Here is a 24,556-nt window from a genome sequence, read left to right as displayed (position 1 = left end):
GTCGCTTGCGCTCCTCGCACCTCAGGCAGCGAGGATTGTGTCGCGTCTTTCAATCAGCCAGCAAGGGGGTCAGGCGAGCTCGATGATCTCCTGGTACTCGTCGCTCCAGTGGTCCTCGGTGCCGTCGGGCAGGAGGATCACCCGCTGCGGATCGAGTGCCGCGGCGGCGCCGGGGTCGTGGGTCACGAGGACCACGGCCCCTGTGTAGCTGCGCAGGGCGTCGAGCACCTGTTCGCGTGACACCGGATCGAGGTTGTTCGTCGGTTCGTCGAGGAGCAGCACGTTGGCGGCCGACGACACCAGACCGGCCAGGGTGAGACGGGTCTTCTCACCACCGGACAGGGTGCCGGCGGGCTGGTCGAGTTGCGCACCGCTGAACATGAACGCGCCCAACAGTCCCCGCAGGTCCTGCTCACCCGCATCCGGCGCGGCGTGGCGGATGTTCTCCCACACCGTGGCCTGGTCGTCGAGGGTGTCGTGTTCCTGCGCGAAGTAACCGACCTTCAAGCCGTAACCGGGTTCGAGTTGTCCGGTGTCCGGCTTCTCCACGCCCGCAAGCATTTTCAGGAGCGTGGTCTTACCCGCACCGTTGAGTCCGAGGACGACGACGCGACTGCCCTTGTCGATGGCGAGGTCGACGCCGGTGAAGATCTCCAGGGAGCCATAGCTCTTCGACAGTCCCGAGGCCATGAGTGGTGTCTTGCCGCAGGTGGCCGGTTCCGGGAATCGGATCCGCGCGGTGCGATCGGCCACCCGCTCCTCGTCGAGCGAGTCGATCATGCGTTCGGCGCGCTTGAGCATGTTCTGGGCGGCGGTCGCCTTGGTGGCCTTGGCGCCGAGCTTCGCGGCCTGGGCACGCAGTGCGGAGGCCTTCTTCTCGGCGTTGGCGCGTTCGCGGCGGCGACGCTGTTCGTCGGTGGCGCGCGCGTCGAGGTAGCGCTTCCAGCTCATGTTGTAGATGTCGGCCTCGCCGCGTACGGCGTCGAGGAACCACACGCGGTTCACGACGTCGGCGAGCAGCTCGACGTCGTGACTGATCACGACCAACCCGCCCTCGTGGTTCATCAGGAAGCTGCGCAGCCACGCGATCGAATCGGCGTCGAGGTGGTTGGTCGGTTCGTCGAGCAGGAGCGTCGTGTCGGACTTCCCGGAGCCGTCCGAGGCGGCGAACAGGATGCGAGCGAGCTCGATGCGACGACGCTGGCCACCCGAGAGGGTACGCAGCGGCTGGTTCAGCACGCGGTCCGGAAGACCCAGGCTGTTGCAGATGCGGGCAGCCTCGGATTCGGCGATGTAACCGCCGAGCGCGGCGAAGCGCTCCTCGAGACGTCCATAACGGGCGACGGCCTTGTCGCGCAGCTTGTCATCGGCGGCCTCGGCCATCCGCGCCTGCTGCTTCTCCATGTCGCGCAGGATCTCGTCGAGTCCGCGTGCCGACAGAACACGGTCCTTGGCGAGGACCTCCAGATCGCCCTCTTTGGGATCCTGGGGCAGGTAGCCGAGTTCACCCGAGCGCCGGACGGTGCCGGCATAGGGCTCGGTCTCCCCCGCCAGGATGCGCAGAGTCGTGGTCTTGCCGGCGCCGTTGCGGCCCACGAGGCCGATCCGGTCGCCGGGCTGGATACGGAGGGCGTCGCCGGGCGCCGATAACAGGGTCCGAGCGCCCGCTCGTACCTCCAGGTCGGTCGCGGTGATCACGACGGACCAGTCTACCGGCGCGCGTCCACTGGTTTGTCCACGAAAGGGTCGCAGACCACGCCGCGGAGTCGCCCCACGGCGACACGGTGGACCGATACGGTGGCAGACGTGACGCAATCCACAACGATTCCCCAGTCCTCGTTCCCCCAGACGTCCGACCTGACGGGGCGTTCCGCTCTGGTCACCGGCGCCAGCCGGGGCATCGGTGAGGCCATCGCCACCGAGCTCGCCCGACGCGGCGCCTCCGTCGTCATCACGAGCCGTAAGGCGGAGCCGCTCTCCGAGGCCGCCGAGCGTATCCGGGAGGCCGTGCCGTCGGCGGCGGTGACCGCGTTCGCCGCCAACACCGGGGACGCCGACGACCGGGCGGGTGCGGTCGCGGCGGCTGTCGAGCAGGGCGGGGGAATCCACATCCTGGTCAACAACACCGGGATCGCCCCGCTCGCCGGACCACTGATGGACGCCGATCTGGACGCCTACCGCAAGACCTTCGACACCAACGTCGTCGCCGCCCTCGGCTTCGTCCAGGAGGCCTACCGGGCGGGCATGAAGGACACCGGCGGCGCGGTGGTCAACATCTCCTCCGTCGCCGGTCTCCGGTCGACCGGTGTGATCGCGGCCTACGGCACGTCGAAGGCGGCGTTGATCCGGCTCACCGCGGAACTGGCGTGGGAGCTGGGCCCGAACATCCGGGTGAACGCGATCGCGCCCGCGATCGTGCGCACGAAGTTCGCCTCCGGATTGATCGCGGGCGAGAACGAGGCCCGCGCCGCCGCGGCATATCCGATGAAGCGCATCGGCGAACCCGAGGACGTCGCCCGCGCGGTCGCCTTCCTGGCCAGCGATGAGGCGGCCTGGATCACCGGCGAGACCCTCGCCGTGGACGGCGGCACGCTGGCCACGGGCGGCGCCTAGCGAGAAGGAGGCTCTCGCCGGTTCGTGGCAGGATCGAGGGCATGGCCGGCGGAGTGATCGTTCTGGGTGCGGGACCGGCCGGGCGTGCCCTGGCCCATCGGCTGCTCGCCGCCGCGGTACCGGTGACCGTCGTCGACACCCACCCCGACCGCGTCTGGCAGTCCACCTTCGCCTGCTGGTCCGACGAGCTCCCCGACTGGCTCGACCCGGCGGCGTTCGCCGCCCGCCTCGATCGCGTCGGCGTAGCCGGCACCGCTCTCGATGAAGTGGACCGCGGTTACACGGTGTTCGACACCCCCGGTCTGCAACGATCCCTGACACTCGACGGAGCGGACATCGTCACCGACCGGGTGACCGAGGTCGACGGGGCGCGAGTACATCTCAAGTCCGGTCGGGTCCTGACCGGCGACGTGGTGGTCGACTGCCGGGGGGCGCTCACCCACGAGGCGCCCCGGCAGACCGCCTACGGCATCGTCGTCGACAAGGCCACCGCCGCACCTTTTCTCGAAGACCACGAGGCGCTGCTGATGGACTGGCGCGGCGGAATCGTCGACCGCCGGGCGCTGCCGTCGTTCCTCTATGTGGTGCCGCTCGGCGACGACGAGTACCTCCTGGAGGAGACCTGTCTGGTCGGCCTGCCGGCACTTGGTCTCGACGAGTTGAAGCGTCGGCTCGACGTCCGGCTCGGCGGGCTTCCGTCGGGTGTCCGCCGGGCCGAACGGGTGGCGTTCCCGATGACGGGGTCGTCGCCGCAGCCGTGGCGGGATCCGACGTTCCGGTTCGGTGCCGCAGGCGGTTTCAAGAATCCGACAACCGGCTACAGCGTCGCCTACTCACTGATGTGCGTCGACGACGTCGTCGCCGCGCTGGCCGCGGGGCGGGACCCGATGCCCGAGCTGTGGCCTTCCTCGGCACGCGCCGTCCACAATCTCCGTCTGCGCGGACTCAGCGTCCTGTTGCGACTCAGCCCCACCCAGACGATCGCGTTCTTCGAGGCGTTCTTCGCGATGCCGATCGAAGCGCAGCGCAGCTACCTCAGCCGGCGCGACGACCTGACCGGGACGATGGGCGCGATGACCCGGGTCATCCGGGCCGTCGACATGCGCACGCGGGCCGTCGTGGCCCGCGGGGCCATGTCCACGCCGGACTGGGCGGGGAACGACCCTCGCAGAGGGTGACGGTCAGCGCCGTCGGGCGCGCCACTGCCGGACCATGTCGTCGATGTCGATGGTGTGGGCGACGACGCTGTGCGGCATCGCGATCCGACGTGACGCCAGGTGTGCTTCTCGTACACGCCGATTGAAGTCGGTGAGGATGTCGCGGACTGCGGTCTCGTCGGCGATGTCGCGCAGCGACTCCGGGAAATCCTGTGCCTCCCGGCGCAATTGGAGCGGCGCCGGGTGGAGGGCCGAGGAATCCAGGTTCTCGTCACGGATCTTGCGCTTGACCCACCAATCGGGGTCGTCGCTGTCCGACAGGTCGAGCGGTTTGCCGGCACCCGGCAGGTCGTCGAACTCGCCGCGTTCGGCCGCCTCGCGGATCATCCGCTCGACGCGTGATTCGAACCGGTTCACATCTTCGGTTCTACTCCCCCCCGCACCGGAGACGCTCAGCCCGCGATGCGGGCGATCAGAATCGTCCGATTGCCGCACGCGGTCTTGCGGAGGATCGACTTCACGTGGTCGTGCACCGTGTGCTCGGAGACGGACACCGCGGCGGCGATCGACCTGTTGTCCATACCTGCGCAGACACGGCCGAGCACCTCCCGCCCTCGACTGGTCAGGCCCGTCAACGCCCCTCTCGCGGGCCACGAACGGAGAGGCCGCGACCGAGGTCACGATCGAACTCGATTTTGCCGACATCGTCCACACCAGGGCCTATGTCGGAATCCTCGAGAAGATCTGGTCCACCGCCGGTTCACGCCGAGTCAGCGACGCGCACAGCATGCCCACCGTTCACGAGGTGATCGTCGCCAAAGCGATCGATCCGGCCGCCCCGGCGGCGGTCGGATCGATGTAGCGCAGCGTTCTAGACGGTGAATCCGAGCGCGCGCAGCTGCTCCCGGCCGTCGTCGGTGATCTTGTCCGGGCCCCACGGCGGCAGCCAGACCCAGTTGATCTCGAGGTCGGTACACAGACCGCTGCCGACCAGGGCGCCGCGCGACTGATCCTCGATGACGTCGGTCAGCGGACACGCCGCCGACGTGAGGGTCATGTCGATCTTCGCGACGGCCTCGTCGGTCACCTCGATGCCGTAGACGAGTCCGAGGTCGACGACGTTGATCCCCAGCTCGGGGTCGACGACGTCGCGCATCGCCTCCTCCACGTCTTCGAGGGCCGGCAGCGAGGTCGCCGGGGCGGCCGGAGTGCCGGCGGCGGTGGTGTCCGTCGCGGTCGGGTTCTCGGTGGCTGTCTCGTCACTCATGCTGACTCCGCTTCTTTCTCGTGGCTGTCGGTGTCGTGGCTGTCCACCGTCTGGGAGAGAGCGTCCTTGAACGCCATCCAGCCGAGGAGGGCGCACTTCACGCGCGCCGGGTACTTGCTGACGCCCGTGAAGGCGATGCCGTCACCGATGACGTCCTCATCGCCCGGATCCTTACCGCGGGAGGTCATCATCGCGTTGAACGACTCGACGGTGGCGAGAGCCTCGCCGACCGACTGCCCGACGATCAGGTCGTACAGCACCGACGTCGAGGCCTGGGAGATCGAGCATCCCTGCCCGTCGTAGGACACGTCGTCGATCGTGGTGCCGTCCGCGGAGACGGCGACGCGCAGGGTCACCTCGTCGCCGCACGTCGGATTGACGTGGTGCACCTCGGTGCCGAACGGCTCGCGCAGTCCCCGACCGTGCGGATGTTTGTAGTGGTCCAGGATCACTTCCTGGTACATCTGCTCCATACGCATGCTCAGTTCACCCCGAAGAACTTCTGCGCCTTGACGATTGCTGCGGCCAGCGCGTCGACCTCGGCAAGCGTGTTGTAGGCGGCGAACGATGCGCGTGCGGTCGCGGCCACACCGAACCGGCGGTGCAGCGGCCACGCGCAGTGATGGCCGACGCGGATGGCGACACCCTCGTCGTCGAGGATCTGCCCGAGGTCGTGGGCATGGATGCCGTCGACGAGGAAGGACACCGCTCCCCCGCGGTTCTCCGCGGTGGCCGGCCCGACGATGCGCAGGCCGTCGATCTCGCCGAGCCGCGTGAGCGCGTACTCGACGAGTGCATGCTCATGGGCGGCAACGGCTTCCATACCGATGGTCTGCAGGTAGCGCACCGCGGCACCGAGGCCCACGACCTGCGAGGTCATCGGCACACCGGCCTCGAAACGCTGCGGCGGCGCCGCGTAGGTCGACGCATCCATCGTGACGGTCTCGATCATCGATCCACCGGTGATGAACGGCGGCAACGCCTCCAGGAGTTCACTCTTGCCGTACAGCGCGCCGACACCACTCGGGCCGAACATCTTGTGCCCGGAGAAGGCGGCGAAATCGACGTCCAGCGCGGTGAAGTCGACCGGCATGTGCGGCACCGACTGGCACGCGTCGAGGACGACGAGCGCGCCGACGGCCCGCGCACGGGAGACGAGTTCGGGGACATCGGCGACCGCACCGGTGACGTTCGACTGATGGGTGAACGCGATGACCTTCACCGACTCGTCGAGGGTCAGCGAGTCCACGTCGATCCGACCGTCGTCGGTCACGCCGTACCAGCGCAGTGTCGCGCCGGTCCGACGGCAGAGTTCCTGCCATGGAACCAGATTCGCGTGATGCTCGAGTTCGGTGATCACCACCGTGTCGCCGGGACCGAGTGCCGAACCGCCGAGAACCGACGCCGAGCGCGGGTCACCGAGCGTGTAGGTCACCAGGTTGAGCGCCTCGGTGGCGTTCTTGGTGAAGACGAGCTGGTCCGACGACGCCCCGACGAACCCGGCGATGACCTCGCGCGCGTCCTCATAGGCGTCGGTGGCCTCTTCGGCGAGCTGGTGGGCTCCCCGGTGCACCGCGGCATTGTGGTGGGTCAGGAAGTACCGCTCGGCGTCGAGCACCTGGACGGGACGTTGCGAGGTGGCCCCGGAGTCGAGGTACACCAACGGCTTCTCGTCACGAACGGTGCGCGACAGGATCGGGAAGTCCGCGCGCAGCGCCTCGACGTCGAGAGCGGCTGCCGCAGTTGTTGTCTCAGGTGAGAGTGTCACGTGCGTGCACCTCCAGGGGTGTTGGTTCAGCCGGCCTTGGCCGCCGAGGTGAAGCGCTCGTAACCGTTCTCCTCGAGCACATCGGCCAGCTCCGGGCCGCCGGACTCGACGACGCGTCCGTTGACGAAGACGTGGACGTAGTCGGGCTTGATGTAGCGGAGGATGCGTGTGTAGTGCGTGATCAGCAGGACGCCGCCGTTGTCGCGTTCCTTGTACCGGTTGACACCCTCGCTGACGACTCGGAGCGCGTCGACGTCGAGGCCCGAGTCGGTCTCGTCGAGGATGGCGATCTTCGGCTTGAGCAGGTCGAGCTGGAGGATCTCGTGGCGCTTCTTCTCACCACCGGAGAAGCCCTCGTTGACGCTCCGCTCGGAGAACGACGGGTCGATCTCGAGAGCGGTCATCGCCTCCTTGGTCTCCTTGACCCAGTGACGCAGCTTCGGTGCCTCGCCGCGGACGGCGGTGGCGGCGGTGCGCAGGAAGTTCGACATCGAGACGCCGGGCACCTCAACCGGATACTGCATGGCCAGGAACAGGCCTGCACGAGCACGCTCGTCGACGCTCATCTCCAGGACGTTCTCGCCGTCGAGGGTGATTGAACCGGAGGTGACCTCGTACTTGGGGTGGCCGGCGATCGCGTAGGAGAGCGTCGACTTGCCCGAACCGTTGGGGCCCATGATCGCGTGCGTCTCACCGGACTTCACGGTCAGGTCGACACCCTTGAGGATGTGGATGGGCTCGGCGTCGGCGTCGGTCTGGGCGACATCGACGTGCAGGTCACGGATTTCCAGTGTGGTCATGTTCTGAGTTCTCTCTAACAGGCTGTGGGAGGTTTGAGTCAGGCGCGGACGCTGGTCAGGCGCCGGAGAGTTCGAGCTCGCGCTCGACGGCGGCGGACAGACGCTCGCGGAGCTCGGGCACACCGATCTTGGCGATCACCTCGCCGAAGAATCCGCGGATGACCAGACGGCGCGCCTGATCCTCGGGGATGCCGCGAGCCTGCAGGTAGAACAGCTGCTCGTCGTCGAAACGTCCGGTGGCACTGGCGTGGCCGGCACCGACGATCTCACCGGTCTCGATCTCGAGGTTCGGCACCGAGTCGGCGCGGGCGTTGTCGGTGAGCACCAGGTTGCGGTTGAGCTCGAAGGTGTCGGTTCCCTCGGCCTCGGCGCGGATCAGCACGTCGCCGATCCAGACGGTGTGCGCCTCACGCGACCGGTCGCCGGTCGTATCGCCCTGCAGCGCACCCTTGTACACCACGTTCGAGCGGCAGTTGGGCTGGCTGTGGTCGACGAGCAGACGCTGCTCGAGATGCTGTCCGGCGTCGGCGAAGTACAGACCCCACATCTCGACGTCGCCGCCCGGCGCGTCGTAGTGGACGATCGGCGAGAGCCGAACGAGGTTGCCGCCGAAGCTGACCGCGAAGTGGCGGACCACGGCGTCGCGGCCGGTGCGCACGTGATGGGTGACGACGTGCACGGCATCGTCATCCCAGTCGTGGACGTTGACGACGGTGAGCGCGGCACTGTCGCCGACGACGAACTCGACGTTCTCGGCGAAGGTTCCGCCGCCCTTCTGGTCCAGCACCACGACGGCGCGGGCGAAGGGCTCGAGCCGGACCTGGGTGTGACCGAAGGCGGTCTCGCCCTCACCGGGTCCGGTGATCGTGATGGTGACCGGCTCGGACAGCTCGACCTCGCGGCCGACGGTGACGACCGTGGCCTGGGTGAACGACGAGTACGCCTGTGCGGCAACCCGGTCGAAGGGCACGCCGCCCTGGCCGAGGCGCTCGTCCTCGCGACCCACGGTCTCCACCGTGACGCCGTCGGCGACTCCGGAAACATCCACGGTGGCCTCGCAGGTCCGCTGCGCGGAACCGTCGTGCAGACCGCGCAGTCGGCGGAACGGGGTGAAGCGCCAGGCCTCTTCGCGAGGGCTGGGCACCTCGAAGGCGTTGACGTCGAACGAGGTGAACAGTTCACCCTTGTTGACGACAGGCGAATGCGATCCCGGTGTCGAAACCGGGAGTGTCGGATCGGCCATCAGCCGACGGCTCCTTCCATCTGAAGCTCGATCAGGCGGTTGAGCTCGAGCGCGTATTCCATCGGGAGTTCCTTGGCGATCGGCTCGACGAAGCCGCGGACCACCATGGCCATCGCCTCGTCCTCGGTCAGACCACGGCTCATCAGGTAGAAGAGCTGATCGTCGCTGACCTTCGAGACGGTCGCCTCGTGCCCCATCGTCACGTCGTCCTCGCGGATGTCGACGTAGGGGTAGGTATCACTGCGGGAGATGGTGTCGACCAGCAGCGCATCGCATTTCACCGTCGAACGGCTGCCGTGCGCTCCGTTGTTGACCTTGATCAGGCCGCGGTAGGAAGCGCGGCCACCACCGCGGGCCACCGACTTCGAGATGATGTTGCTCGAGGTGTTCGGTGCGAGGTGGACCATCTTGGAGCCGGTGTCCTGGTGCTGGCCGGGGCCGGCGAAGGCGACCGAGAGGACCTCGCCCTTCGCGTGTTCACCGGTCAGCCAGACCGCCGGGTACTTCATGGTGACCTTCGAGCCGATGTTGCCGTCGACCCACTCCATGGTGGCGCCGGCCTCGGCCTTGGCGCGCTTGGTCACCAGGTTGTAGACGTTGTTCGACCAGTTCTGGATGGTCGTGTAGCGGCAGCGGCCGCCCTTCTTCACGATGATCTCGACGACCGCGGAGTGCAGCGAGTCGGTCTTGTAGATCGGCGCGGTACAACCCTCGACGTAGTGCACGTAAGCACCCTCGTCGACGATGATCAGCGTGCGCTCGAACTGACCCATGTTCTCGGTGTTGATCCGGAAGTAGGCCTGGAGCGGGATGTCGACGTGGACGCCGGGCGGGACGTAGATGAACGAGCCACCGGACCAGACCGCGGTGTTCAGCGCGGAGAACTTGTTGTCGCCGGCCGGGATGACCGAACCGAAGTACTCCTGGAAGATCTCCGGGTGCTCCTTGAGCGCGGTGTCGGTGTCGAGGAAGATCACGCCCTGCTTCTCGAGATCCTCACGGATCGAGTGGTACACGACCTCGGACTCGTACTGGGCGGCGACACCGGAGACCAGGCGCTGCTTCTCCGCCTCGGGGATTCCGAGCTTGTCGTAGGTGTTCTTGATGTCCTCGGGCAGGTCTTCCCACGTGGCGGCCTGCTTCTCGCTGGACCGCACGAAGTACTTGATGTTGTCGAAGTCGATGCCCTCGAGTCCGGCGCCCCAGTGCGGCATCGGCTTCTTGTCGAAGATCTTCAGTGCCTTGAGCCGCTGCTCGAGCATCCACTCGGGTTCGCTCTTCTTGGCCGAGATGTCGGCGACGACCGCCGGGGACAGTCCGCGCTTGGCGCTGGCGCCGGCCACGTCGGAGTCGGCCCAGCCGTAGCCGTACTTGCCGAGCGCGGCAATCGTCTCTTCCTGCGTGAGGGGAGCCGGGGCGGTCGGCGTGGTGGCGGCCGGATCGGTGACGGTCATCGCGTGGCCTTTCGGGTTGTCGTGGGCAGTGTCTGTGAGGTCCCGTGCCGGGGAGACGGTGGAGCCTCCGGCGGCGGGTGGATCGGCACGTGGGTGGTGCAGGCGCAGTCACCGTTGGCGATGGTGGCCAGGCGCTGCACATGCGTGCCGAGCAGCTCGGTGAAGACCGCGGTCTCGGCCTCACAGAGTTCGGGGAACTCGGTGGCGACGTGCGCCACCGGGCAGTGGTGCTGGCAGATCTGGATGCCGTTGCCGACCTGCCGGGTGTTGGTCGCGTATCCCGCGCTGGTCAACGCGTCGGCGATCTCCTCGACCGTGTCGGAGACCGTGACCGGGTCGGCGCTCGGCGACACGTCGGCGACGATCCGTTCGACACGTTCCCGCGCGAACTCGGCGACGGCGTCGTGGCCACCGAGGTCACGGAGCTTGCGCATCGCGGCACCGGCGAGGTCGTCGTAGGCGTGGCGCATCTTGCCGCGCCCCTCCGCCGTGAGCTGGAACCACTTCGCCGGTCGACCGCGTCCACGACCGCGACGCTGACCGAACCCGGTCGAGGCGACCTCGATGTCCCCGGCACTGGTGAGCGCGTCGAGGTGACGACGCACTCCGGCGGCGGAGATACCGAGGCGCTCACCGATCTCGCTCGCGGTCAGCGGGCCGTCCTCGACGAGCAGGTTCACCACCGCATCACGCGTCTGACCATCGTGGTGCGCATCGGCACCGAGGGGCGCGCGAGTGGTTGCCGTACCAGCGGAGGGCACGGCATCGCCGCCGCCCGAGGGCAGCACAACATCGTTCCGCATGGTTTTCACAACACGAGTGTGACGTAATTGATTCCGCCCTGCCAGCAAGGGTGCCCTTAGCGCTGCGTCCGAGTTCGTCAGCGGTGTCGTGATTGTCCGGATAAAGGGTGGTCGCGAGGTATCGGGCGCCGCCGATTACAGTCGTCGTGTGCCCGAAACCACAGCTGGCCGCCGCGTGCCGGACTTCTTCGGACTCGTGTGGAATCACCTGCTCGCCGTACTCGACTACCTCGGACTGCGTAAACAGCGTCCCGCCGGAACCGACGGCGACGCCACCGAGCAGCGCGGCGACTACGGCAAGGCCATCGCCCGGCTACACGACGACGAGCGCGAGGTCGGCCCCCTCAACGCCGCGGAGACCCGTCGCCTCCGCCGCATCAAGCTGTTCGGAGCCACCGGTTCGGTTCTGATCCTGATCGGCGCGCTCGGCACCGGCGCGGTGCCCGTACTGCAGAACCCGGTCGCCGGCATGCGCGTGCTGTCGCTGCCATCGCGGATGTTCGGGACCGCGCTCGCCCTCTCCATCGGCGGCACCATCACTCTCGTGGTCGCCTGGCTTCTGATCGGCCGCTTCGCGGTCGGCCGCTTCAGCGTCGAGGTCCGTCACGGACGCAGTCCGGAACGGCGGATGAGCCGACGCCAGGCCGACCGGACGCTCATGCTGTGGATCACGCCGATCGTGCTGGCTCCCCCGCTGCTGAGCAAGGACGTCTACTCCTATCTCGCCCAGAGCGCGATCGCCTTCCGCGGCATGGACCCGTACTCGGTCAGTCCCGTCCGCGGCCTCGGGGTCGATCACATCCTCACCCGATCCGTGCCCAACCTCTGGCGCGACACCCCCGCGCCCTACGGACCGCTGTTCCTGTGGATCGGCGAGGGCATCACCAATATCACCGGGGCGAACATCACCGCGGCGATCTTCCTGCACCGCATCGTCGCACTGATCGGTGTCGCGCTCATCGTGTGGGCGTTGCCGCGTCTCGCGAAGCGCTGCGGGGTGTCCTCGGTCGCCGCCCTGTGGCTCGGTGCGATGAACCCGCTGGTGATCCTGCATCTGGTGGGCGGCATCCACAACGAGGCACTCATGCTCGGCCTGATGCTCGTCGGCCTCGAGCTGAGCTTCCGCGCCATCTACGGCGTCGACCGGTTACGGAAGCCGGGAACGCTGATACCCACAAGTGCCGGCTGGATACTGATCGCCGGCGGCGCGGTGATCGCGGCGTCGGCGATGATCAAGGTCGCCTCCATGCTCGCGCTCGGTTTCGTCGGGATCGCCCTGGCGATGCGTTGGGGCGCCACGCTGCCGGCTCTGCGGCACGCGCCGATCCGCGAATGGTGGACCCGATCGAAATGGTCCGTGTACGCCCTCGGAGTCTCCGCGGCGTTCTACGTGGTCGTCCTGGGCATCGTGATGGTTGGTATCTCGCTGGCCACCGGGCTCGGATTCGGCTGGACGGGCACGCTCTCCACCGGCGAGATCGTCCGGTCGTGGATGTCGATGCCGACGCTGCTCGGGGTGACGACGGGTCGGATCGGTGTGACGCTCGGACTTGGAGAGCACACCCAGGCGATCCTCGACGTCGCACGCCCGATCGGTCAGCTCGTCGCGGGTCTGTTCATCATCCGGTGGATGCTCGCGACCCTTGGCGGACGCCTGCACCCCCTCGGCGCACTCGGTGTGTCAATGGCCACATTCATCCTGTTCTTCCCGTTCGTCCAGGCCTGGTATCTCCTCTGGGCGGTGATCCCGCTCGCGGCGTGGGCGACGGGAGCGTGGTTCCGGATCTCGACCATCGCGGCATCCGCGATCATCGCCATCGTCGTGATGCCCACGAGCTCCAACACCAGCGGAGTCGTTCTCGCACAGGGGCTTCTGGCCGGTGTGATCATGGTCGCAGCACTCACCGCACTCTTCTTCGAGGACCGTTCGCCGCGCCGATGGCGTCGTCGCAGAACCGGGGCACCGGAGGAGTCCCCGGAACCGGCCGAGAACGCCCCGACGCCATGACGATCCCCCACCGCACCCGCGAACGGCGTTTTTCGTCCGCGGGGTCCGAGCGCCTAGTCTGACCTGTGTGCGCAGCACGACCCCTCGGCAGATCAGCGATGACGATCGAATGAACGATCGTCCGCCGAGCGACCCCGTCGCATCCCCAGCGGTCGAGGTACGCGGGCTGGTCAAGACCTTCGGTGACCGTACCGCCGTCGATCGGCTCGATCTGACCGTGGAGCGCGGACAGATCCTCGCCCTCCTCGGACCGAACGGTGCGGGCAAGACCACGACCGTCGAGATCTGCGAGGGCTTCACCGCCCCCGACGCCGGCACCGTCCGGGTTCTCGGGCTCGATCCGATCGTCGACAACGACGCCCTCCGACGCCGCGTCGGTGTGATGCTGCAGGGCGGCGGCGCCTACCCGGGCGCCCGCGCCGAGGAGATGTTGCGGCTCGTCGCCGCCTACTCGGCCGACCCGATCGACCCCGAATTCCTCATCGACGCACTCGGTCTCGACGACGTCCGCCGCACGTCGTACCGACGCCTCTCCGGCGGACAACAGCAGCGCCTCGCGCTCGCCTGCGCGATCGTCGGCCGTCCTGAACTGGTGTTCCTCGACGAGCCGACCGCCGGCCTCGACGCCCACGCGCGTCTCGTCGTGTGGGAACTCGTCGACCGCCTCCGCGCCGACGGCGTGGCCGTCCTGCTCACCACGCATCTGATGGACGAGGCGGAGGAACTCGCCGACCAGGTCGTGATCATCGATCACGGCCGCGCGGTCGCCGCCGGGACCCCCGCCGACCTCACGAGCACCGGCGCCGAGAACGAGTTGCGGTTCACCGCGCCCCGCGGGCTCGACCTGTCGATGCTCACGCTCGCACTTCCCGAGGGCTATCACTGCACCGAGGCGAACCCCGGCTCGTACCTCGTCATCGGCCCGATGACGCCGCAGGTTCTCGCGACGGTGACCGCCTGGTGCGCGAAGATCAACGTCCTCGCCACCGATCTCCGTGTCGAGACCCGCAGTCTCGAAGACGTCTTCCTCGACCTGACCGGACGGGCCCTACGACAGTGAACTCCCCCGCTCCCGGCACGGGACTCTTCCCCGAGGGCATGTTCCGTCCGGCGCCGCGTCCGGCGTCCCTGCCGGCGATGATCACCGCGCAGTCGACCCTCGAGCTCAAGCTCCTGCTCCGCAACGGTGAACAGTTGTTGCTCACCATGTTCATCCCGATCACGCTGCTCATCGGGCTGTGCCTGCTGCCGATCAACACGACCTTCGGCGACGGCCCGGCCGAGCGCGCCACGCTCTTCGTCCCCGCGATCCTGACGGTCGCCGTGATGTCGACCGCCTTCACCGGCCAGGCCATCGCCGTCGGTTTCGACCGCCGGTACGGGGCCCTGAAAAGACTGGGCGCCACACCGATTCCCCGGTGGGGCATCATCATCGGCAAGTCGGTCGCAGTGCTGATCGTGGTGGCCCTGCAGTCGGTCATCCTCGGCGCCATCGGACTCGCCTTCGGGTGGCGGCCCGACGCGGTCGGACTGCTCATCGGCGCGCTGGTGATCATCGTCGGCACCGCCTGCTTCGCGGCCCTCGGGCTGCTCCTCGGCGGCACGCTCAAGGCGGAGGTCGTCCTGGCCCTGGCGAACCTGCTCTGGTTCGCGTTCATCGGACTCGGCAGCCTCGTGGTCGTCGATTCCAACGTTCCCGGCGCCGTGCACACCTTCGCACGGTGTATCCCCTCGGGTGCGCTCAGTGAGGCCCTGGAAATGGCCGCACGTGGTTCGTTCGACGCCTTCGGGGTGGGCGTCTTGCTGGTGTGGGCCGCAGTGGCCGGCACCTTGGCAGTGAGGTGGTTCCGATTCCGATGACGACGTCGCAGACTTCGACACGACCCGACGGGGCGGACCCCGACAGGGCGACTACCGAGGGGGGCAATCGACAGGTGGGCGGTTTCTGGCGGTCCATCCCGGGATTCGGCCGACCGACGATCCGCTTCGTACACCGCTGGGCGATGGCGCTGCTGGTCTCCAACGTCGGGATCGTCGCCACCGGCGGCGCCGTCCGCGTGACGGGTTCGGGACTCGGTTGTCCCACCTGGCCGCGCTGCACCGACGATTCCTTCGTCCCGCACGGCGAACTCGGCATCCACGGCGCGATCGAGTTCGGCAACCGGATGCTGACATGGGTCCTCATCATCATCGCGATCGCCGCCTGGATCGCCGTGCTCCGCTACGCCGGATCGGCCCGCCGCGACAAGTGGCTCGTGACCCTGATCGCTCTCGGTATCCCGTTCCAGGGCGTGATCGGCGGCATCACCGTCCTCACCGACCTCAATCCGTGGGTCGTGGCGCTGCACTTCATCCTGTCGATGATCCTGGTGTCGGCGGCGACCGTCCTGGTCTTCCGGATGCGCCCGTATCCGACCCCGGCCGAACCCGCACCCGCCGACACCGACACCCCGGGGATGGCGACCCGGCGACTGGGCGTCTACCTGGCGTGGCTGCTGTACGCGGTCACCTGGGTGACCATCTACCTCGGCACAGTGGTGACGGGTTCCGGCCCCCACGCCGGCGACGCCGACGCCCCCCGCAACGGACTCGACCCCGACAACGCCACCCAGCTCCACGCAGATGCGGTGTTCGTACTCGTCGGCCTGGGTCTGGCCGCACTCATCTACGCCCGCGTCTTCGCGCGTCCCCAGCAGCGCTCGGCACTGGTCTTCGTGGGCCTGCTCGTCCTGCAGGGTGTGATCGGCTTCGTCCAGTTCTTCACCGATCTGCCCGTCGCGCTGGTCATCGCGCACATGTTCGGCAGTGCGCTGCTCCTCATCGGCGCGACCTGGCAGGTGCTGGTCGCCCGGGCGACCGATCAGCCGCACGTCGACGCGGCCTGACCACGCGTCACGAACGACGACGACCCCCGGCGATCGCGCCGGGGGTCGTCTCTGGTTCGCGGGTCGGACCGTCGCGTCAGAGGATCGCGCGGTTGCGCGCCTTCGGGAAGCGCTTCTGGCGGGCCACCCAGCCGGCCATCTTGCGGTAATGCGACGGCTTGACGGTGGTCTCGGAGGTGAGATCACGATCCCACTCGGCGATCTCGAGTCCGTCGACGGCGTCGACGACTGCCTGCGCGGTCGCGAGGTCGGCGACGACGCGGTCACCGAGGACGCCTCCGGCGTCACCGACGAGCGTGATCCGGACGCCGGCCGCACCGATCGCCTGCAGGACGACCTTGGCGCTCCCGCCCTCGCGCGCGACGAACTTCTTCACCGAGGCGACGACATCGCCCGGTGCCTGGACGGTCGGCGTGGCTGTGGTGTCGGTGGCGGCACTGTCAGTCATGACGCTCAGCATACCGGTGGGCCTCGGCCGATCCCGATACCGGGATGGGCGTCACGTCCGGCGCGTTCCCCGTGTACAACGGGTGTCGTGCGTGCGATACAGGTGACCCGCCACGGCGGTCCGGACGTCCTGACCTTCGGAACCGTCGACGACCCGATCCCGGCCGCCGACGAGGTGATCGTCCGAACCTCGGCGGTGGGCGTCAACTACATCGACACCTACCTCCGCCGCGGTCTCTATCCTTCGACCCCGCCGTACATCCCGGGCACCGAGGGGGCCGGCGAGATCGTCTCCCTGGGCTCCGACGTGTCCGCCCTCGAAGTGGGTCAGCGGGTCGCATGGTGTGCGGCGCCCGCGTCGTATGCCGAACTCGTGGCGGTGCCCGCCGCGCAGGCGGTCGTCGTCCCCGACGGCATCGACGACGCGGTCGCCGGATCGTCGCTGCTCCGCGGGCTCACCGCGCACTACCTGCTCGACGGCAGCGCACACCCGCATCCGGAGGACACGGTGCTGATCCACGCCGGGGCCGGCGGGGTCGGGCTGATCCTGACCCAGATGGCCAAGCGCCACGGTCTGCGGGTCATCACGACGGTGTCCTCGGAGGAGAAGGAGCAGTTGTCCCGGGAGGCCGGGGCCGACCACGTCCTGCGCTACGGGGACGACCTCGCCGCGCGCGTCCGGGAGATGACCGACGGTCGCGGTGTTGCGGTGGTCTACGACGGGGTCGGCGCCGACACCTTCGAGCAGTCGCTGGCCGCCACGGCCGTCCGCGGCATCATCGTGCTGTTCGGTGCCTCCAGCGGACCGGTGCCGCCGTTCGATCTGCAGCGCCTCAACCCGGCCGGTTCGTTGTCGGTGACCCGACCCACCCTCGCGCATTTCACCGCGACGCCGGAGGAACTGAACTGGCGGGCAAGCGAGTACTTCGAGGCGATCGGAGACGGCGACGTGGACGTGCGGGTGGGTCAGCGATACCGGCTGGCCGACGCCGCGCAGGCCCACGCGGACCTGGAGGCACGCAAGACCACGGGTGCGACCGTGCTGCTGCCGGCGGATTCCTGAGGGATCTGAACGACCGGATCAGAAGTACGAGGAGATCGTCTGCATGCCTACGACCGCGTCGATCGCGAGGCCGCAGAAGACGATCGCCAGGTACTCGTTGGACTGCAGGAACACCTTGAGGGGCTTCACCTCGGCGCCGCGCTTGGTGTCGCGGTAGAGCTTGGTGACCCGCTCGAGGAACCAGGCGCCGGCGAGGAGGGCGATCACCGTGTAGATCCAGCTGGTGGCCGGGATCAGTGCGAGGGAGCTGATGACGGTCAGCCAGGTGTAGATCAGCATCTGACGCGTGACGCGTTCCTCGGTCGCGATGACCGGGAGCATCGGCACGCCGGCCGCCTTGTAGTCCTCCTTGTAGCGCATCGCGAGCGCCCAGGTGTGCGGCGGAGTCCAGAAGAAGATGACCAGGAACAGCACGATCGGCTGCCAGCTGATCGAGCCGGTGACGGCCGCCCAGCCGACCAGCGTCGGCATGCAGCCGGCGGCGCCGCCCCACACCACGTTCTGCCAGGTGCGGCGCTTGAGGATCATCGTGTAGACGCCGACGTAGAAGATGATCGTCGCCGAGACGAGCAGAGACGACAGCAGGTTCGCGGCGAAGTACAGCACCGCGAACGACGCGGCCCAGAGCACCAGGCCGAAGATCAGCGCACTGCGCGTGGCGACCGCCCGACGGGCCAGGGGCCGCCGTTCGGTGCGCTTCATCTTCTTGTCGATGTCGGCGTCGACCACCATGTTGAGGGTGTTCGCGCTGCCGGCACCGAGCCATCCACCGATCAGGGTGAAGGCGATGACAGCGATGTCGACGTGACCGCGATCGGCCTGCAGCATCACCGGGATCGTCGCGACCAGCAGCAGCTCGATGACCCGCGGCTTGGTCAGCGCGACATACGCAAGCACCGTCGCGCGCACACGTCCGGCCCACGTCAGATCCGCCGGCATGACCGGCTCGGTCGAAACCTGCTGTGATGCGGTGTCGGTCGAGTGGGATGCGGCGGGACGGTCTCCGCTCACACGCTCCCCTATCCTCACGAACACTCCTCGTCTGCCCGCACAGATCGCCGCGGGCTACTACAGAGCATGGTAGACGTTTGCCTTCGCGAACCGTAATCGCCTCGTGGCCGGACCCGTGACCGGCACCGATCGACGAACCGACCGGTAACTTTCGGTCGGCGCGCAGGCCGTGCTCCTGGCCGATTACTCTGGACCCGAACGCGCCGAAAACCCGAGCAGGCACAGGAGACAATCACCATCGTGGCCGACACAGACGAGATCCGCGCACTGACCACCCCCCGCCATCCGGACGACTGGACCGACCTCGACACGCGTGCCGTCGACACGGCCCGCCTGCTGGCCGCCGACGCGGTGCAGAAGTGTGGCAGTGGTCATCCGGGTACCGCCATGAGCCTCGCACCGTTGGCCTACACGCTGTTCCAGCGCGTGATGCGTCACGACCCCACCGACACCGACTGGGCCGGCCGCGACCGCTTCGTGCTGTCCTGCGGGCATTCGAGCCTGACCCTCTACATCCAGCTCTACCTGGGTGGCTTCGGCCTCGAGCTCTCCGACATCGAGGCGCTGCGGACCTGGGATTCGCTGACCCCCGGTCACCCGGAGTTCCGCCACACCCGCGGTGTGGAGATCACCACCGGCCCGCTGGGCCAGGGTCTCGCCTCATCGGTCGGCATGGCGATGGCCGCCCGCCGCGAGCGCGGCCTGTTCGACCCGGATGCCGGCGTCGGCGAGAGCCCGTTCGACCACTACATCTACGTGGTCGCCTCCGACGGTGACATCGAGGAGGGCGTGACCTCTGAGGCCAGCTCGCTCGCCGGCACCCAGCAGCTCGGCAACCTGATCGTGTTCTACGACCAGAACCAGATCTCGATCGAGGACGACACCGACATCGCCCTGTCCGAGGACGTCGCCAAGCGCTACGAGGCCTACGGCTGGCACGTGCAGACCGTCGAAGGCGGCGAGGACGTCGTGGCCATCGAGGCCGCGATCAAGGCCGCCCAGGAGGTCGTCGACCGTCCGTCGATCATCTGCCTGCGCACCATCATCGGCTTCCCGGCACCCAACCTCATGAACACCGGCGCTGCCCACGGCGCGGCGCTCGGTGACGAGGAGATCGCCGCGACCAAGAAGATTCTCGGCTTCGACCCGGAGAAGAACTTCGAGGTCACCGACGAGGTCATCGCGCACACCCGCAAGCTCGTCGAGCGCGGCGCCGAGCAGCGCAAGGCCTGGACGGCGTCCTTCGACGCATGGGCTGAGAAGAACCCCGAGCAGAAGGCGCTGTTCGATCGCCTGACCGCCCACGAGCTCCCCGAGGGCTGGACCGAGAACCTGCCGAGCTGGAACGTCGGCGACAAGGACGTGGCGACGCGCAGCGCCTCGGGCAAGGTGCTCGGCGCCCTCGCGCCCGTGCTGCCCGAGCTGTGGGGCGGTTCTGCCGACCTCGCCGGCTCGAACAACACCACGATGGACGGCGAGCCCTCGTTCGGCCCGACGTCGATCAGCACCAAGAAGTGGTCGGCCAACCCGTACGGCCGCACCCTGCACTTCGGTGTCCGCGAGCACGCGATGGGTTCGATCCTGTCGGGCATCGCCCTGCACGGACCGACCCGCGCCTACGGCGGCACCTTCCTGCAGTTCGCCGATTACATGCGTCCGGCCGTCCGTCTGGCGGCGCTGATGGAGATCGACCCGATCTACGTCTGGACCCATGACTCGATCGGTCTCGGCGAGGACGGCCCGACCCACCAGCCGATCGAGCACCTGGCGGCGTTGCGGGCGATCCCTAATCTCGACGTCGTGCGTCCCGCCGACGCGAACGAGACCGCCTACGCGTGGGCGCACCTGCTGACCCGGCGCAACCACCCGGTCGGCCTGGCGCTCACCCGGCAGAACCTCCCGATCCTCGAGGGCACCTCGGCGCAGGGCGTCGCCAACGGCGGCTACATCCTCAGCGATTCCGAGGGCGATCCGCAGGTCGTGCTGATCGGCACGGGCTCCGAGGTGTACCTGGCCGTCGAAGCACAGAAGGCGCTGGCCGACAAGGGAATCAAGGCCCGCGTCGTGTCCATGCCCTGTGTCGAGTGGTTCGACGAGCAGCCCAAGGGGTACCAGGACCACGTGCTCCCGCCGTCGGTTCCGCGTGTCGCCGTCGAGGCCGGCATCGCGATGCCGTGGTACCGCATCGTCGGCGCCGGTGGCGAGATCGTCAGCATCGAGCACTTCGGTGCCTCGGCCGACTACAAGGTGCTCTTCACCAAGTTCGGGATCACCGCAGAGGCCGTCACGTCGGCCGCCGAGCGCGTCGTCGCCGGCTGACCAACCCAAGGAGAGAGATCGTGACCCAGAACGAGAAGCTCGCCGAACTGTCCGCCGCCGGAGTCTCGGTGTGGCTGGACGACCTGTCCCGTGACCTGATCGGCTCCGGCGAACTCGCCGAACTGATCTCGACCAAGTCGGTGGTCGGTGTGACCACCAACCCGTCGATCTTCCAAGCGGCGCTGTCGAAGGGCACCGCCTACAACGCGCAGGTCACCGAACTGGCCGCGCGTGGCGCCGATGTCGACGGCACCATCCGCACGGTGACCACCGACGACGTCCGCAACGCCTGCGACGTGCTCGCACCGGTGTACGAGGAGTCCGACGGCGTCGACGGCCGGGTGTCGATCGAGGTCGACCCGCGCCTGGCCCACGACACCGACGGCACGGTCGCCCAGGCGATCGAGCTGTGGAAGATCGTCGACCGCCCGAACCTGCTGATCAAGATCCCGGCCACCACGGCCGGGCTCCCGGCGATCACCAAGGTCATCGCCGAGGGCATCAGCGTCAACGTGACGCTGATCTTCTCGGTGGAGCGCTACAAGGACGTCATGGACGCCTACCTCGACGGCCTCGACGCCGCCGCGGAAGCCGGCCACGACCTGTCGAACATCCACTCGGTGGCGTCGTTCTTCGTCTCGCGCGTCGACACCGAGATCGACAAGCGTCTCGACGCCATCGGCACCCCGGAGGCGATGGAGCTCAAGGGCAAGGCGGCACTGGCCAACGCCCGCCTGGCCTACTCGGCCTACCAGCAGGTGTTCGAGGTCGAGTCGCGCTTCCCCGATCTGCTCGCCCACGGCGCCCGTCCGCAGCGCGCGCTCTGGGCGTCGACCGGCGTGAAGAACCCGGACTACCCCGACACCCTGTACGTCAGCGAGCTCGTCGCACCCAACACGGTCAACACCATGCCGGGCAAGACGATGGACGCCTTCGCCGACCACGGTTGGGTGAACACCGGCTCGATCATCGGTCTCGCGCAGGAGTCGCAGGAGGTCTTCGACAAGATCGCGGCGCTCGGCGTCGACACGGTCGATGTCTTCAAGGTCCTCGAGGACGAGGGCGTGAGCAAGTTCGAGGACGCGTGGAACGATCTGCTCAACGCGACCGCCGAGCAGTTGTCCGCGGCGATCAAGGGCTGATCCCACAGTGGCCGTCGGCGGGGATTCAGTGGGACCCGGTGCTGTAGGACCCGACTCCTGGACCAATCCGCTCCGTGACCCACGGGACAAGCGGCTCCCGCGTATCGCGGGACCGTGCAGTCTGGTCATCTTCGGCGTAACCGGAGACCTGGCACGCAAGAAGTTGATGCCTGCGGTCTACGACCTCGCCAACCGCGGCCTCCTCCCCCCGTCGTTCGCTCTCGTCGGGTTCGCCCGGCGGGACTGGACCGACGAGGATTTCGGGGCGGTCGTGCACGACGCCGTGCGGGAACACGCCCGCACGGGCTTCCGTGAGGAGGTGTGGGAGCGCCTCGCCGAGGGCTTCCGCTTCGTGCAGGGCAATTTCGACGACGACGCCGCCTTCGACAAGTTGCGCGACACCCTCAAGTCGCTCGACAACGAACGCGGTACGGACGGCAATCACGCCTTCTACCTGTCGATCCCGCCCGGGGCGTTCCCGACGGTGTGCGAACAGCTCGAGCGCAGCGGGCTCGCAGCACAGACCGGCGACAGCTGGCGCCGGGTGGTCATCGAGAAGCCCTTCGGTCACGACCTCGGCTCGGCCCGTGAACTCAACGCCATCGTCAACAACGTCTTCCCGGAGTCGTCGGTGTTCCGCATCGACCACTACCTCGGCAAGGAGACGGTGCAGAACATCCTGGCGCTGCGCTTCGCCAATCAGCTGTTCGATCCGCTGTGGAGTTCGCACTACGTCGACCATGTCCAGATCACCATGGCCGAGGACATCGGTCTCGGTGGCCGGGCCGGCTACTACGACGGCATCGGGGCGGCGCGCGACGTCATCCAGAACCATCTGCTGCAGCTGATGGCGCTGGTGGCGATGGAAGAGCCGATCTCTTTCGAGCCCAAGCAGTTACAGGCCGAGAAGGCCAAGGTTCTCGCCGCCACCCGCAACATCGAGCCGCTGTCGGAGAACACGGCTCGGGGTCAGTACACCGCCGGCTGGCAGGGCAGCGAGAAGGTTCGCGGCCTCAAAGAGGAGTCCGGCTTCGCCAAGGACTCCACGACCGAGACCTTCGCCGCGATCGCCCTGGAGGTCGACTCCCGCCGCTGGGCGGGTGTCCCCTTCTACCTGCGTACCGGCAAGCGCCTCGGCCGGCGCGTCACCGAGATCGCGCTGGTCTTCAAACGGGCGCCGCATCTGCCCTTCGATCAGACGATGACCGAGGAACTCAGCCAGAACGTGCTGGTGATCCGCGTTCAGCCCGACGAGGGGATGACGCTCCGGTTCGGCTCCAAGGTGCCCGCATCGAGCATGGAAGTCCGCGACGTGAACATGGACTTCAGTTACGGCACCGCGTTCACCGAGGCGTCCCCGGAGGCCTACGAACGGTTGATCCTCGACGTGCTGCTCGGGGAACCGTCACTCTTCCCCGTCAACGAGGAAGTCGAATTGTCCTGGAAGATCCTCGATCCGGTGCTCGACCACTGGGCCCAGAACGGCCGGCCGGAAGCGTACGAGGCAGGAACCTGGGGTCCGGCGTCCGCAGACGAGATGCTCGCACGCCATGGCCGACAGTGGAGGCGTCCATGATCGTCAACCTGCCCGACACGTCGAGCCGGGAAGTCGCCAAGCGACTGGTCACGCTCCACGAGACCGAGGGTTCGGTCAACAGCGGTCGCGTGCTCACGCTGGTCGTCTGTGCCGAACACGACGAACCCACCGAAGGCGCCATCGAGGCCGCGATCGCCGCGAGCCGCGAGCATCCCAGCCGCGTCATCGTCGTCTCCCGCGGTGTGCGCCATGCGCGTTCCCGGATGGACGCCGAGATCCGCGTCGGCGGCGATGCCGGCGCGTCGGAGGTCATCGTGCTGTCTCTGGCCGGCGACATGGCCGACCACGCACACGCAGTGGTGATCCCCTTCCTGCTGCCGGACACCCCGGTGGTCACCTGGTGGCCGAGTATCGGTCCCGCGCGGCCGGCATCCGATCCGCTCGGCACGCTGGGCCGCCGCCGGATCATGGACGCCAATCGCGACCCCGGCCTGAACACCGTCCTCAAACGTCGTCTCGCCGGGTACTCGCCCGGTGACACCGACATCGCCTGGACCCAGCTCACCCCGTGGCGGGCGATCCTCGCTTCGGCACTCGATCGTCCTCCGTTCACCCCGGTCCTCGAGATCGATGTGACCGGACCCGATCGCAGTCCGGCCATCGACCTGCTCGCCGGCTGGCTGCGGTCCGCGCTGGGCGTCCCCACGCGCAGGTTCACCGGCAGCTTCGAGGTTCGACTCGTCCGGACCGACGGCGACACCGTGCTGGCCGTCGACGAGAGCAACAACGCCGTCCTGACCGCACCCGGCAAGCCGGACGGGAAGATCGCGATGACGCCGCGCTCGCTGCCGGTGTGCATCGCCGAGGAGTTGCGCCGTCTCGACGTCGACGAGGTGTACGCCTCGGCGTTGGCCGGTGTCGCCGACGTGGAGCGGATCTCACCGGAGCAGGAGGCACTCCTCCGCGCCGACATGCGAGCCGCTGTCGAACACGCCGCACAGCAGAGCGATTCAGCCGCATCCGACGGAAAAGAGTGAAA

At 68.0% G+C, this 24,556-nt stretch carries 23 protein-coding genes; 11 read left to right on the top strand and 12 right to left on the bottom strand.

Going from position 1 to position 24,556, the window contains the following annotated elements:
- Positions 1 to 69 precede the first annotated feature (69 nt).
- Positions 70 to 1,698, bottom strand: coding sequence for an ABC-F family ATP-binding cassette domain-containing protein (locus GOALK_RS02715; protein WP_006357257.1), 1,629 nt, complete (start codon positions 1,696 to 1,698; stop codon positions 70 to 72).
- A gap of 99 nt (positions 1,699 to 1,797) precedes the next feature.
- Here GOALK_RS02715 and GOALK_RS02710 point away from each other — a divergent pair, with 99 nt between their 5' ends.
- Both GOALK_RS02710 and GOALK_RS02705 read left to right on the top strand, forming a co-directional pair.
- Complete coding sequence (locus GOALK_RS02710; RefSeq protein WP_040003951.1) at positions 1,798 to 2,613, top strand: SDR family oxidoreductase; 816 nt, start codon at positions 1,798 to 1,800, stop codon at positions 2,611 to 2,613.
- Positions 2,614 to 2,654: 41 nt separating this feature from the next.
- Positions 2,655 to 3,791, top strand: a complete 1,137-nt coding sequence (locus GOALK_RS02705) for a lycopene cyclase family protein (RefSeq protein WP_006357255.1) — start codon at positions 2,655 to 2,657, stop codon at positions 3,789 to 3,791.
- A gap of 3 nt (positions 3,792 to 3,794) precedes the next feature.
- Here GOALK_RS02705 and GOALK_RS02700 read toward each other — a convergent pair whose 3' ends face one another.
- The 9 genes from GOALK_RS02700 to GOALK_RS02660 all read right to left on the bottom strand — a co-directional run bounded on the left by GOALK_RS02700 (position 3,795) and on the right by GOALK_RS02660 (position 11,105).
- Entirely contained in the window at positions 3,795 to 4,187 is a 393-nt protein-coding gene (locus GOALK_RS02700) for a DnaJ family domain-containing protein (protein WP_040003950.1), read from the bottom strand.
- A 35-nt stretch (positions 4,188 to 4,222) separates the two neighbouring features.
- Positions 4,223 to 4,405 (bottom strand): helix-turn-helix domain-containing protein, encoded by a 183-nt coding sequence (locus tag GOALK_RS02695; RefSeq protein WP_269208857.1) that lies wholly within the window; start codon positions 4,403 to 4,405, stop codon positions 4,223 to 4,225.
- A gap of 236 nt (positions 4,406 to 4,641) precedes the next feature.
- Complete coding sequence (locus GOALK_RS02690; RefSeq protein WP_006357252.1) at positions 4,642 to 5,037, bottom strand: metal-sulfur cluster assembly factor; 396 nt, start codon at positions 5,035 to 5,037, stop codon at positions 4,642 to 4,644.
- The gene (gene sufU / locus GOALK_RS02685) at positions 5,034 to 5,516 is read right to left on the bottom strand and encodes a Fe-S cluster assembly sulfur transfer protein SufU (RefSeq protein ID WP_006357251.1); all 483 of its coding nucleotides are present in this window, start codon (positions 5,514 to 5,516) and stop codon (positions 5,034 to 5,036) included. Before sufU ends, GOALK_RS02690 begins: the two co-directional genes overlap by 4 nt.
- A gap of 2 nt (positions 5,517 to 5,518) precedes the next feature.
- On the bottom strand, positions 5,519 to 6,805 hold the full coding sequence (locus GOALK_RS02680; RefSeq protein ID WP_006357250.1) for a cysteine desulfurase: 1,287 nt from the start codon (positions 6,803 to 6,805) through the stop codon (positions 5,519 to 5,521).
- 26 nt (positions 6,806 to 6,831) lie between these two features.
- Positions 6,832 to 7,605, bottom strand: a complete 774-nt coding sequence (sufC, locus tag GOALK_RS02675) for a Fe-S cluster assembly ATPase SufC (RefSeq protein ID WP_006357249.1) — start codon at positions 7,603 to 7,605, stop codon at positions 6,832 to 6,834.
- 55 nt (positions 7,606 to 7,660) lie between these two features.
- Complete coding sequence (sufD, locus tag GOALK_RS02670; protein WP_006357248.1) at positions 7,661 to 8,848, bottom strand: Fe-S cluster assembly protein SufD; 1,188 nt, start codon at positions 8,846 to 8,848, stop codon at positions 7,661 to 7,663.
- Positions 8,848 to 10,302, bottom strand: a complete 1,455-nt coding sequence (gene sufB, locus GOALK_RS02665; RefSeq protein WP_005194908.1) for a Fe-S cluster assembly protein SufB — start codon at positions 10,300 to 10,302, stop codon at positions 8,848 to 8,850. The genes sufD and sufB overlap by 1 nt, the downstream gene beginning before the upstream one ends.
- Positions 10,299 to 11,105: a helix-turn-helix transcriptional regulator gene (locus tag GOALK_RS02660; RefSeq protein ID WP_040003949.1), complete on the bottom strand. Its 807-nt coding sequence runs from the start codon at positions 11,103 to 11,105 to the stop codon at positions 10,299 to 10,301. Before GOALK_RS02660 ends, sufB begins: the two co-directional genes overlap by 4 nt.
- A 175-nt stretch (positions 11,106 to 11,280) precedes the next feature.
- Here GOALK_RS02660 and mptB point away from each other — a divergent pair, with 175 nt between their 5' ends.
- From mptB to GOALK_RS02640, 4 genes are all read left to right on the top strand, one after another.
- Entirely contained in the window at positions 11,281 to 13,113 is a 1,833-nt protein-coding gene (mptB, locus tag GOALK_RS02655) for a polyprenol phosphomannose-dependent alpha 1,6 mannosyltransferase MptB (RefSeq protein ID WP_040003948.1), read from the top strand.
- A 109-nt stretch (positions 13,114 to 13,222) separates the two neighbouring features.
- Positions 13,223 to 14,173: an ABC transporter ATP-binding protein gene (locus tag GOALK_RS02650; protein WP_006357244.1), complete on the top strand. Its 951-nt coding sequence runs from the start codon at positions 13,223 to 13,225 to the stop codon at positions 14,171 to 14,173.
- Positions 14,170 to 14,973 (top strand): ABC transporter permease, encoded by an 804-nt coding sequence (locus GOALK_RS02645; protein WP_006357243.1) that lies wholly within the window; start codon positions 14,170 to 14,172, stop codon positions 14,971 to 14,973. The genes GOALK_RS02650 and GOALK_RS02645 overlap by 4 nt, the downstream gene beginning before the upstream one ends.
- The gene (locus GOALK_RS02640) at positions 14,970 to 15,998 is read left to right on the top strand and encodes a COX15/CtaA family protein (protein WP_035751522.1); all 1,029 of its coding nucleotides are present in this window, start codon (positions 14,970 to 14,972) and stop codon (positions 15,996 to 15,998) included. The genes GOALK_RS02645 and GOALK_RS02640 overlap by 4 nt, the downstream gene beginning before the upstream one ends.
- A 76-nt stretch (positions 15,999 to 16,074) precedes the next feature.
- Here GOALK_RS02640 and GOALK_RS02635 read toward each other — a convergent pair whose 3' ends face one another.
- Positions 16,075 to 16,458 carry a hypothetical protein gene (locus GOALK_RS02635; RefSeq protein WP_006357241.1) on the bottom strand — a complete coding sequence of 128 codons (384 nt, stop codon included), beginning with the start codon at positions 16,456 to 16,458 and terminating at the stop codon, positions 16,075 to 16,077.
- Positions 16,459 to 16,533: 75 nt separating this feature from the next.
- Here GOALK_RS02635 and GOALK_RS02630 point away from each other — a divergent pair, with 75 nt between their 5' ends.
- A complete protein-coding gene (locus GOALK_RS02630) occupies positions 16,534 to 17,508 on the top strand; it encodes a quinone oxidoreductase family protein (protein ID WP_006357240.1) in 975 nt (324 codons plus the stop codon).
- An 18-nt stretch (positions 17,509 to 17,526) separates the two neighbouring features.
- Here GOALK_RS02630 and GOALK_RS02625 read toward each other — a convergent pair whose 3' ends face one another.
- On the bottom strand, positions 17,527 to 18,519 hold the full coding sequence (locus tag GOALK_RS02625; protein WP_006357239.1) for a heme o synthase: 993 nt from the start codon (positions 18,517 to 18,519) through the stop codon (positions 17,527 to 17,529).
- A gap of 240 nt (positions 18,520 to 18,759) precedes the next feature.
- Here GOALK_RS02625 and tkt point away from each other — a divergent pair, with 240 nt between their 5' ends.
- Genes tkt through GOALK_RS02605 form a run of 4 tightly spaced genes read left to right on the top strand, consistent with a single transcriptional unit; the run spans position 18,760 to position 24,554 of the window.
- Complete coding sequence (tkt, locus tag GOALK_RS02620) at positions 18,760 to 20,838, top strand: transketolase (protein ID WP_006357238.1); 2,079 nt, start codon at positions 18,760 to 18,762, stop codon at positions 20,836 to 20,838.
- A 20-nt stretch (positions 20,839 to 20,858) separates the two neighbouring features.
- On the top strand, positions 20,859 to 21,980 hold the full coding sequence (tal, locus tag GOALK_RS02615) for a transaldolase (RefSeq protein ID WP_006357237.1): 1,122 nt from the start codon (positions 20,859 to 20,861) through the stop codon (positions 21,978 to 21,980).
- A gap of 7 nt (positions 21,981 to 21,987) precedes the next feature.
- Complete coding sequence (gene zwf / locus GOALK_RS02610) at positions 21,988 to 23,556, top strand: glucose-6-phosphate dehydrogenase (RefSeq protein ID WP_006357236.1); 1,569 nt, start codon at positions 21,988 to 21,990, stop codon at positions 23,554 to 23,556.
- On the top strand, positions 23,553 to 24,554 hold the full coding sequence (locus GOALK_RS02605; RefSeq protein ID WP_006357235.1) for a glucose-6-phosphate dehydrogenase assembly protein OpcA: 1,002 nt from the start codon (positions 23,553 to 23,555) through the stop codon (positions 24,552 to 24,554). Before zwf ends, GOALK_RS02605 begins: the two co-directional genes overlap by 4 nt.
- Positions 24,555 to 24,556 lie beyond the last annotated feature (2 nt).

The organism is Gordonia alkanivorans NBRC 16433 (assembly GCF_000225505.1).
In the GTDB taxonomy this organism is placed as follows: domain Bacteria; phylum Actinomycetota; class Actinomycetes; order Mycobacteriales; family Mycobacteriaceae; genus Gordonia; species Gordonia alkanivorans.
The sequence above is the reverse complement of the archived record's forward strand: the minus strand, read 5'-3'. Positions and strand labels throughout refer to the sequence as shown.

Coding starts and splice junctions, on each gene's coding strand:
- GOALK_RS02705 (WP_006357255.1), top strand. CDS start 2,655: ATGGCCGGCGGAGTGATCGTTCTGGGTGCGGGACCGGCCGGGCGTGCC.
- GOALK_RS02635 (WP_006357241.1), bottom strand. CDS start 16,458: ATGCTGAGCGTCATGACTGACAGTGCCGCCACCGACACCACAGCCACG.
- GOALK_RS02650 (WP_006357244.1), top strand. CDS start 13,223: ATGAACGATCGTCCGCCGAGCGACCCCGTCGCATCCCCAGCGGTCGAG.
- sufC (WP_006357249.1), bottom strand. CDS start 7,605: ATGACCACACTGGAAATCCGTGACCTGCACGTCGATGTCGCCCAGACC.
- GOALK_RS02690 (WP_006357252.1), bottom strand. CDS start 5,037: ATGAGTGACGAGACAGCCACCGAGAACCCGACCGCGACGGACACCACC.
- sufB (WP_005194908.1), bottom strand. CDS start 10,302: ATGACCGTCACCGATCCGGCCGCCACCACGCCGACCGCCCCGGCTCCC.
- GOALK_RS02605 (WP_006357235.1), top strand. CDS start 23,553: ATGATCGTCAACCTGCCCGACACGTCGAGCCGGGAAGTCGCCAAGCGA.
- sufU (WP_006357251.1), bottom strand. CDS start 5,516: ATGCGTATGGAGCAGATGTACCAGGAAGTGATCCTGGACCACTACAAA.
- GOALK_RS02640 (WP_035751522.1), top strand. CDS start 14,970: ATGACGACGTCGCAGACTTCGACACGACCCGACGGGGCGGACCCCGAC.
- sufD (WP_006357248.1), bottom strand. CDS start 8,848: ATGGCCGATCCGACACTCCCGGTTTCGACACCGGGATCGCATTCGCCT.
- GOALK_RS02660 (WP_040003949.1), bottom strand. CDS start 11,105: ATGCGGAACGATGTTGTGCTGCCCTCGGGCGGCGGCGATGCCGTGCCC.